7 protein-coding genes are annotated in these 9,373 nt (G+C 67.4%); 6 read left to right on the top strand and 1 reads right to left on the bottom strand.

Annotated elements, in window-relative coordinates; genetic code table 11:
- Nucleotides 1-756 (bottom strand): homocysteine S-methyltransferase (gene mmuM / locus A9W96_RS09525; RefSeq protein ID WP_231999640.1); only part of this gene is annotated, 756 nt, incomplete at its 3' end.
- Nucleotides 757-1,096: 340 nt separating this feature from the next.
- Between mmuM and clpX the strand changes: the two genes are divergently transcribed.
- The 6 genes from clpX (at nucleotide 1,097) to A9W96_RS09495 (ending at nucleotide 9,318) form a co-directional block, all read left to right on the top strand.
- Nucleotides 1,097-2,377: an ATP-dependent Clp protease ATP-binding subunit ClpX gene (gene clpX / locus A9W96_RS09520; RefSeq protein ID WP_064953001.1), complete on the top strand. Its 1,281-nt coding sequence runs from the start codon at nucleotides 1,097-1,099 to the stop codon at nucleotides 2,375-2,377.
- Between the two features lie 22 nt (nucleotides 2,378-2,399).
- The gene (locus tag A9W96_RS09515) at nucleotides 2,400-3,668 is read left to right on the top strand and encodes an MFS transporter (protein WP_156765173.1); all 1,269 of its coding nucleotides are present in this window, start codon (nucleotides 2,400-2,402) and stop codon (nucleotides 3,666-3,668) included.
- Nucleotides 3,669-3,911: 243 nt separating this feature from the next.
- Nucleotides 3,912-5,867: a 2-oxoacid:acceptor oxidoreductase subunit alpha gene (locus A9W96_RS09510; RefSeq protein ID WP_156749350.1), complete on the top strand. Its 1,956-nt coding sequence runs from the start codon at nucleotides 3,912-3,914 to the stop codon at nucleotides 5,865-5,867.
- Nucleotides 5,868-5,915: 48 nt separating this feature from the next.
- The gene (locus A9W96_RS09505) at nucleotides 5,916-7,016 is read left to right on the top strand and encodes a 2-oxoacid:ferredoxin oxidoreductase subunit beta (protein WP_066860208.1); all 1,101 of its coding nucleotides are present in this window, start codon (nucleotides 5,916-5,918) and stop codon (nucleotides 7,014-7,016) included.
- A 1-nt stretch (nucleotide 7,017) separates the two neighbouring features.
- On the top strand, nucleotides 7,018-7,635 hold the full coding sequence (gene mobA, locus A9W96_RS09500; protein ID WP_082972116.1) for a molybdenum cofactor guanylyltransferase: 618 nt from the start codon (nucleotides 7,018-7,020) through the stop codon (nucleotides 7,633-7,635).
- 1,074 nt (nucleotides 7,636-8,709) lie between these two features.
- On the top strand, nucleotides 8,710-9,318 hold the full coding sequence (locus A9W96_RS09495) for a transglycosylase family protein (protein ID WP_067139253.1): 609 nt from the start codon (nucleotides 8,710-8,712) through the stop codon (nucleotides 9,316-9,318).
- Nucleotides 9,319-9,373 lie beyond the last annotated feature (55 nt).

Genomic DNA, 9,373 nt, shown 5'->3' with positions numbered 1-9,373 from the left:
CAAAGCATCCCAGCGTTCTCCGCTGTTCGGGTAGACGATGACGGGTTTCCCGACGGGCGCGGCGTGCGCGATCGCGGGCAACACGTCCGCGGGCGCGCAGCAGTTCACCCCGAGCGCGACGATCTCGTCGACGCCGGCCGCCACCGCGAAGGCCTCGGCCAGTGGTTGCCCGGCGCGGGTGCGGTCCCCGTCGATGGTGTAGCTCAGCCAGGCCGGTACGCCGACCGCGCGCACCAACTCGACCAGCGCCCGCGCCTCGTCGACGTCGGGCACCGTTTCACACGCGAGCACGTCGGCGCCGGCGGCGGCCAGCACCTCCAGCCGCGGCCGATGCCAGCGCGCCAACGCCGCAACCGACAGGCCGTAGCGGCCGCGGTATTCGGACCCGTCGGCCAGCGCCGCGCCGTACGGGCCGACCGAGGCGGCGACCAACAGGCCGTCGGCGCCGGTGCCATCGCGCGCCGCCCGGGCAAGCGCGACGCTGCGGCGCAACAACCCGGCAGTCTCCCCGCGATCGAACCCGCGGGCCGCAAAGCCCTCGAACGATGCCTGGTAGCTCGCCGTCGTCGCGATCGCCGCCCCGGCACGAAAGTAGGCGGCGTGCACGGCGACGATGTCCTGCGGGGCGTCCGCGAGCAGCCGGGCCGACCACAGGGAATCGGAAAGGTCATGGCCGCGGGCTTCGAGCTCGGTGGCCAACCCGCCGTCGAGCAGCACGGATCCGCCGGGCCAGTCGAAGCCCGCAGCCAAACCCACCTCGCCACTGTAGGGTGATTTCCTGGGGGTCCGCCCAGGCCTCGCGCGATCGTCGGCGTCGGGTTGGCACCTCCGCCGGTGGTGGAATCGGGGGACAGCCAGCCTCGGTCGCATCACGACCGCGACACGCCAAAGACACGCAAAGCGCGTCTTTCGCGAGTGACGGGCACCGTGTGGCTATATGTTTCATCCATACGGAACAGGCACGAACTCCTGCAAATACCATCGGCGCGATTCGGCGCTTATGGTCGCGGCGGGCCCGATCAAGCGGGTAGCGTCGGTGAATACATGCGGGGACAGGCAACAGCAACGGCGAACAGGAAGTAGGCGCTGACGCACCATGGCACGGATCGGAGACGGCGGTGACCTGCTGAAGTGCTCGTTCTGCGGGAAGAGCCAGAAGCAGGTCAAGAAACTCATTGCGGGCCCCGGTGTGTACATCTGCGATGAATGCATCGACCTCTGCAACGAGATCATCGAAGAGGAGCTCGCCGACGCCGACGACGTCAAGCTCGATGAACTCCCCAAGCCGATCGAGATCCGGGAGTTCCTCGAGGGATATGTGATCGGGCAGGACACCGCGAAGCGGACCCTGGCCGTCGCCGTCTACAACCACTACAAGCGGATCCAGGCCGGTGAAAAGGGCCGGGACTCGCGGCACGAGCCGGTCGAGCTGACCAAGTCCAACATCCTGATGCTCGGGCCGACCGGTTGCGGAAAGACCTACCTGGCCCAGACGCTCGCCAAGATGCTCAATGTCCCGTTCGCCATCGCCGACGCCACCGCCCTGACCGAAGCCGGATATGTCGGTGAGGACGTCGAGAACATCTTGCTCAAGCTGATCCAAGCCGCCGACTACGACGTCAAGCGCGCCGAGACCGGCATCATCTACATCGACGAGGTCGACAAGATCGCCCGCAAGAGCGAAAACCCGTCGATCACCCGCGACGTCTCCGGAGAGGGCGTCCAACAGGCCCTGCTGAAGATCCTGGAAGGCACTCAGGCCTCGGTCCCCCCGCAGGGTGGCCGCAAGCACCCGCACCAAGAGTTCATCCAGATCGACACCACCAACGTGCTGTTCATCGTCGCGGGTGCCTTCGCGGGCCTGGAGAAGATCATCTACGAGCGCGTCGGCAAGCGCGGCCTGGGCTTCGGCGCGGAGGTGCGCTCCAAGGCCGAGATCGACACCACCGACCACTTCGCCGAAGTGATGCCCGAAGACCTGATCAAGTTCGGCCTGATCCCCGAGTTCATCGGCCGGCTGCCGGTGGTCGCCTCGGTCACCAACCTGGATCGCGAGTCGCTGGTCAAGATCCTCTCCGAGCCCAAGAACGCGTTGGTCAAGCAGTACACCCGGCTCTTCGAGATGGACAACGTCGAGCTCGAGTTCACCGACGACGCGCTGGAAGCGATCGCCGACCAGGCGATCCACCGCGGCACCGGGGCTCGCGGCCTGCGGGCCATCATGGAAGAGGTCCTGCTGCCGGTGATGTACGACATCCCGAGCCGCGACGACGTCGCCAAGGTCGTGGTGACCAAGGAGACCGTCCAGGACAACGTGCTGCCGACCATCGTGCCGCGCAAGCCGTCGCGCTCCGAGCGTCGGGACAAGAGCGCCTAACTAGCTCCTGGAGCGCACGGCCATCCCCGGCGACGCCGTTCCCCGGCGTCTTGGGCGTGGCCTGGACCTGCTGAACTTCCTCCTGGCCGACGTTCGTGACGGCTTGGGCCCGTACCTGTCGATCTATCTGCTCCTGACCCATCACTGGGACCAGGAGTCGATCGGGTTCGTGATGGCGGTCGGCGGCATCGGGGCGATCGTCGCGCAGGCCCCGGCCGGCGCCCTGGTGGACAGAAGCTCGGGCAAGCGGGCGCTGATCATCGGTGGCGCGTTGACGATCGCCACCGCGTCGCTGGCGATGCCGCTGTTTCCCGGCTTCTATTCGATCTCCGTGCTGCAAGCGCTCACCGGGATCGCCGGATCCGTCTTCGCCCCGGCGTTGGCCGCGATCACCCTGGGTGTCGTCGGGCCCCGCCGCTTCTCCCGGCGGATCGGACGCAACGAATCGTTCAACCACGCAGGGAACGCCTGCGCCGCGGCGATCACCGGCGGGCTGGCCTACTTCTTCGGACCGGTGGTCATGTTCTGGGTGCTGGCCACGATGGCGACCGCCAGCGTGGCTGCCGCGCTGTGGATTCCGGGTAACGCCATCGACCACGAGGTGGCCCGGGGCATGGACCATCTCGCCGGAGCGCCGCATCAGGCGCCGTCCCGGCTGACGGTGCTGCTGGGCAACCACCGGCTGCTGATCTTCGCCGCGACGGTGATCGCTTTTCACTTCGCCAACGCGGCGATGCTGCCGCTGGTCGGCCAGCTGCTGGCGCTGCACAACAGGGACGTGGGCACCGCCCTGATGGCGGGCTGTGTGGTGGCCGCGCAGGTCGTCATGGTGCCGGTGGCCTATGCGGCCGGGGCCAAGGCCGATTCCTGGGGAAGAAAGCCGATCTTCCTGGCCGGTTTCGCGGTGCTGGCCGCCCGTGGATTCCTCTACACGTGCTCCGGCAACCCGTACTGGCTGGTGGGCGTGCAGCTGCTGGACGGGGTCGGGGCCGGTGTGTTCGGCGCTCTGTTTCCCCTGGTCGTGCAGGACGTGACGCACGGAAGCGGACGGTTCAACGTCAGCCTGGGGGCGGTGACGGCCGCGACGGGCGCCGGCGCCGCGGTGTCGAACCTCGTCGCGGGCGCGATCGTGGTGGCGGCCGGCTATGACGCCGCATTCGTCTTCCTGGGTGCCCTCGCCGCGGCCGGCTTCGTGTTGTATCTGTTCGCGATGCCGGAAACGGCCGCTACCAAGATCGGCGCCGAAAACGTGACACCCGGTGCTCGACACGGTATGAACGACGGTTGCTAACGCGTAAGACGTGACCAACGCCACAGTTTGCCGTGCTACTCATCAGTAGATGACGCTGACGTCGCCTTTTGGCCGCGAAGGCTTGCGAGACAACGGCCCAGGGACGGCGATGGTGACCGAAAATCAGTGCCATAATTGATACTTCCAGTGACATCAAACCGACACGGCCGGAAAGTCACTTTCACGGGCGTAATCTAGTTTGCGCGCGGTGTCCGCGCGGTGAACAAAGTGGAGGGCAAAGAGGTGGATCCGAACGGCAGCGGAGCCGGATCAGACTCACAGAATGGGGCTCCCCCCAACGGATCTGCCCGTCAGCGCCTCGAGCAAGTCGTCATTCGCTTTGCCGGTGACTCCGGCGACGGCATGCAGCTCACCGGCGACCGGTTCACCTCCGAGGCAGCGCTTTTCGGCAACGACCTGGCGACCCAGCCCAATTACCCGGCCGAGATCCGCGCCCCCGCAGGCACGCTGCCCGGCGTCTCGTCGTTCCAGATCCAGATCGCCGACTACGACATCCTGACCGCCGGTGACCGGCCCGACGTCCTCGTCGCGATGAACCCCGCTGCGCTCAAGGCCAATATCGGGGACTTGCCCCGTGGCGGCATGGTGATCGCCAATTCCGACGAGTTCACCAAACGCAACCTGACCAAGGTCGGTTACGTCACCAATCCGCTGGAGACCGACGAGTTGTCGGACTACGTCGTGCATTCCGTCGCGATGACCACCCTGACGCTCGGTGCGGTCGAGACGATCGGCGCCACCAAGAAGGACGGCCAGCGCGCCAAGAACATGTTCGCGCTGGGCCTGCTGTCGTGGATGTACGGGCGGCCGATCGAGACCAGCGAGAAGTTCATCCGGGAGAAGTTCGCCCGCAAGCCCGAGGTCGCCGAGACCAACGTGCTGGCGCTCAAGGCCGGCTGGAACTACGGCGAGACGACCGAGGCCTTCGGCACCACCTACGAGGTGTCCCGGGCGACCCTGCCCTCGGGCGAATACCGCCAGATCTCGGGCAACACCGCCCTGGCGTACGGCATCGTGGCGGCCGGCCAGCTGGCCGACATCCCGGTCATGCTCGGCAGCTACCCGATCACCCCGGCGTCCGACATCCTGCACGAGCTGTCCAAGCACAAGAACTTCAACGTCATCACCTTCCAGGCCGAGGATGAGATCGGTGGCATCTGTGCCGCCATCGGCGCCTCGTACGGCGGCGCGCTGGGCGTCACCACCACGTCGGGTCCGGGCATCTCGCTGAAGTCCGAAGCCCTCGGGCTGGCCGTGATGACCGAGCTGCCGTTGCTCGTCGTCGACGTCCAGCGCGGCGGCCCTTCGACCGGCCTGCCCACCAAGACCGAGCAGGCCGACCTGCTGCAGGCGTTGTTCGGCCGCAACGGGGAGTCGCCGGTCGCGGTGCTGGCCCCGCGCTCACCCTCGGACTGCTTCGAAACCGCGCTCGAGGCGGCGCGCATCGCGGTGTCGTACCACACCCCGGTGATCGTGCTGTCCGACGGCGCCATCGCCAACGGGTCGGAGCCGTGGCGCATTCCGGACGTCAGCACGCTGCCACGCATCACGCACACGTTCGCCAAGCCCGACGAGCCTTTCCAGCCCTACGCCCGCGACCCCGAGACGCTGGCGCGGCAGTTCGCCGTGCCCGGCACCCCGGGTCTCGAGCACCGCATCGGCGGCCTGGAAGCGGCCAACGGCTCGGGCAACATCTCCTACGAGCCGGTCAACCACGACCTCATGGTCCGGTTGCGCCAGGCCAAGATCGACGGGATCTCGGTCCCCGATCTGGAGGTCGACGACCCGACCGGCGACGCCGAGCTGCTGCTGATCGGCTGGGGCAGCTCGTACGGTCCGATCGGTGAAGCGTGCCGGCGCGCGCGGCGCAAGGGCATCAAGGTGGCCCACGCCCACCTGCGCTACCTGAACCCCTTCCCGGCCAACCTGGGTGAGGTGCTGCGGCGCTACCCGCAGGTGGTCGCGCCGGAAATGAACCTGGGCCAACTGGCGTTCCTGCTGCGGGGCAAGTACCTGGTGGACGTGCAATCGGTCAGCAAGGTGCAAGGCGTCGCGTTCCTGGCCGACGAGATCGGCCGGGTCATCCGCGCCGCGCTGGGCGGGACGCTGGCCGAAGTCGAGAACGACAAGACGATGGTCGCCAGAATGGCGGCAGCAACGGTTGGGGCCGGCGCATGATGGTGCCGGCGCCAATGCAGAGCGAAGCGATGAGGAGGAGCGACGCTCGTGACTGACCTGATCGGCAACCTGGCCGGCAAAGACCTCGGTGTGACCGCGAAGTTGACCAAAAACGACGGGGTCCCCAGGTTGTCTGCGCAGGACCAGCCGCAGAAGTCCAAGGACTTCACCAGTGACCAAGAGGTCCGTTGGTGCCCGGGCTGCGGTGACTACGTCATCCTCAACACCATCCGCAACTTCCTGCCCGACCTCGGGTTGCGCCGCGAGAACATCGTGTTCATCAGCGGCATCGGCTGCTCGAGCCGGTTCCCGTACTACCTGGAGACCTACGGCTTCCACTCGATCCACGGCCGCGCACCGGCCATCGCGACCGGCCTGGCGCTGGCCCGCGAGGACCTGTCGGTGTGGGTGGTCACCGGCGACGGCGACGCCCTGTCGATCGGCGGCAACCACCTGATCCACGCGCTGCGCCGCAACGTCAACATCACCATCCTGCTGTTCAACAACCGGATCTACGGCCTCACCAAGGGGCAGTACTCGCCGACGTCGGAGGTCGGCAAGGTCACCAAGTCGACCCCGATGGGATCGCTGGATCACCCGTTCAACCCGGTCTCGTTGGCCCTGGGCGCCGAGGCGACCTTCGTCGGCCGCGCGCTGGACTCCGACCGCAATGGACTGACCGAGGTGCTGCGCGCCGCCGCCGGGCATCGCGGCGCCGCCGTCGTTGAGATCCTGCAGGACTGCCCGATCTTCAACGACGGCTCGTTCGACGCGTTGCGCAAGGAAGGTTCCGAGGAGCGGGTCATCAACGTCCGCCACGGCGAGCCGATTGTGTTCGGCGCCAACGGCGAATACTGCGTGGTGAAGTCCGGCTTCGGGCTGGAGGTGGCCAAGACCGCCGACGTGTCGGTCGACGAGATCGTGGTGCACGACGCGCACAGCGACAACTCGGCCTACGCCTTCGCCCTGTCCCGGTTGTCGGACCAGAACCTCGAACACACCGTGCTGGGCATCTTCCGCGACATCAGCCGGCCGACCTATGACGACGCGGCGCGTTCGCAGGTCCAGGCGGCCCAGTCGGCAAAGCCGTTCGACACCGCCGCGCTGCAATCGCTGTTGCGCGGGCGCGACACCTGGACCGTCGACTGACGTGGGCGACCAGGTGCCCGACAACACAGAAAAGGCCGGGTCGTTGGCGGGCATCGTGCTGGCCGGCGGCGAATCGCGGCGGATGGGCCGCGACAAGGCCACCTTGCCCGGCCCGGGTGGCGCCGCCACGCTGCTCGAATACGTCGCCGGGGTTCTCGCGCAGCGCTGCGAGCCGCTGTTCGTGATGGCCGCGCCGGGGCAACCGTTGCCCGCGGTGCAGGCGCAGGTCATCCGCGACGAGGTGCGCGGCCAGGGGCCGCTGCCGGCGACCGGACGCGGGCTGCGGGCGGCCGCCGAGGCGGGCGCCCGGTACGCCTTCGTCTGCGCCGTCGATATGCCGCTGCTGTCCGCGGAGTTGATCGACGAGCTGGTGCAGTTGGCTGGCGAGACCAACGCCGAGATCGTGCTGCCGTGGGACGGCCGCAGCCACTACCTCGCCGCCGTCTACCGCACCGATTTGGCCGAGCGGATCAGCGGCCTGGTGGCCGGCGGCGCTCGCTCCATGCGTGCCCTGATCGACGCCTCCGACGCCCAGCAGATCGTGCTGCCGGAATCGCGCTTCCTGGCCAACGTCAACACCGAGAGCGACCTGCTCGCGCTGGCGCAGTCCCGCGGCTGAGCCGAGCGGCGGCGCTCGGCCGCCGCTTTTCGACAATTCGACGCGGGCAATCATTCGCCTTCCCGCTAAATTCGGCAATCGCCTTTCCGAAATACCCGATGAATAGTCGCGCAATTGTCGTGTGGTGAGACCCCGGCGATGGGGCGCGGCATCCATGTCGTCACGCACCGAGTTCCCGTGATCTGTTGGGGCAGCGGTGATTTGCGGGTATTTCGCGAGCACCTGACGGGGTGACGGCGCCATTCGCGGGTGCCTTCGTCATGGCGGATACGGTATTTCCGGCAAATTTGATTCGTTCGAATCCCGCGCGCTCTTCCGGTCGGCGGTGCTCGGTGTCGATGCCCCCATGGTTCGGCAGAATAGTGGCGAGAGTTGTTGTGGCTCTGCCTAATTGAATGAAGTATTCTGTCGGACAAAGCAATACGCAAGCCTACGCATGCGGATCCAACCCGACCGCCCCCCGTCGGCTGGTCATCGGATCAACCTGGTACGCAATTGAATTCAGCGCCTTCAGCTATTTAGATCGGCGCCCGTGGCGTGGGAACGTTGAAGCCGGCACAAGATGCGGTACGCTGCGCCGCCTGCCGCGGCGGCTCGGATGGTTGAAAGCGCTTGCGAATCGGACGAACACGGCAAATAAACGTGCGCCAGCTCACAAAACGCAGGTGATTCGGCTCACGATTTGTTTGTCCATGCCGTTCAAGTGGCGATCGCCGAAACTCACTGGTGACCTGCGTAAATGCCCTCGGTACCGCGGCGTGATCGGCCCGTTATCGAAACGAGATATCCGATTTCCCAAGATGACGAACGCGCCGAGGTCTTCTACGGTCCCTGTTAGCCCACAACGGGTTACGGAAAAGTAATCAGATAATTGAATCTACGGATCCGCGTGTTGAGCGGCGCTACGGACGGCGAAAGCCCGACCGTGGTCGGTGGGTAAGACCCGCCGGGCAGACTTCGCCCGCCGCTGCCGTGCCTGACCAAGACGGCACGTTTCAAAGCAGGCATCAACCAATAGCTTCGGCCCACCTCCGTGGGCTTGCTTTGGCGCGCGCGCAGTGAAAGGAAGACGACTTGAAGAACGTCCGAAAGACGCTCATTCTTGCCGCGGTCACGGGCACGCTCGTGACCATCCCATCCGCCACCGCTCACGCGGACCCGGAAGCGGTGGGCTTCGACCCGAACGCGCCGGTCGCCGGGCCCGCGCCGGACGCCCCGCCGCCCTCCGCCCCAGACGCTCCGCCGCCGCCGGCTCCCGACGCTCCGCCGCCGCCGGCTCCCGACGCTCCGCCGCCGCCGGCTCCCGACGCTCCGCCGCCGCCGGCTCCGGACGCTCCGCCGCCGCCGGCTCCCGACGCTCCGCCGCCGCCGGCTCCGGACGCTCCCCCGCCGCCGGCTCCGGACGCTCCGCCGCCCGGCCCGGATGTCCCGCCGCCTCCTGCCCACCGCGCCTACAGCGTGAACTGGGATGCCATCGCGCAGTGCGAGTCGGGTGGCAACTGGGGCATCAGCACCGGTAACGGCTTCTCCGGTGGACTGCAGTTCACCCCGAGCACCTGGCACGCCAACGGCGGCAGTGGCTCCCCGTCCGGCGCGAGCCGCGAGGAGCAGATCCGGGTGGCCGAGAACGTGCTGCACTCGCAGGGCATCGGCGCTTGGCCGGTCTGCGGACGCCGCGGCTGAGCCGACGCCCACGCGACGGCTGACATACATATAAGAAGTGCCGGGCCACCGGGCC

It is taken from the genome of Mycobacterium sp. 1245852.3, from assembly GCF_001669335.1.
Taxonomy (GTDB): domain Bacteria; phylum Actinomycetota; class Actinomycetes; order Mycobacteriales; family Mycobacteriaceae; genus Mycobacterium; species Mycobacterium europaeum_A.
This window is presented reverse-complemented; position numbering and strand designations above follow the sequence as displayed.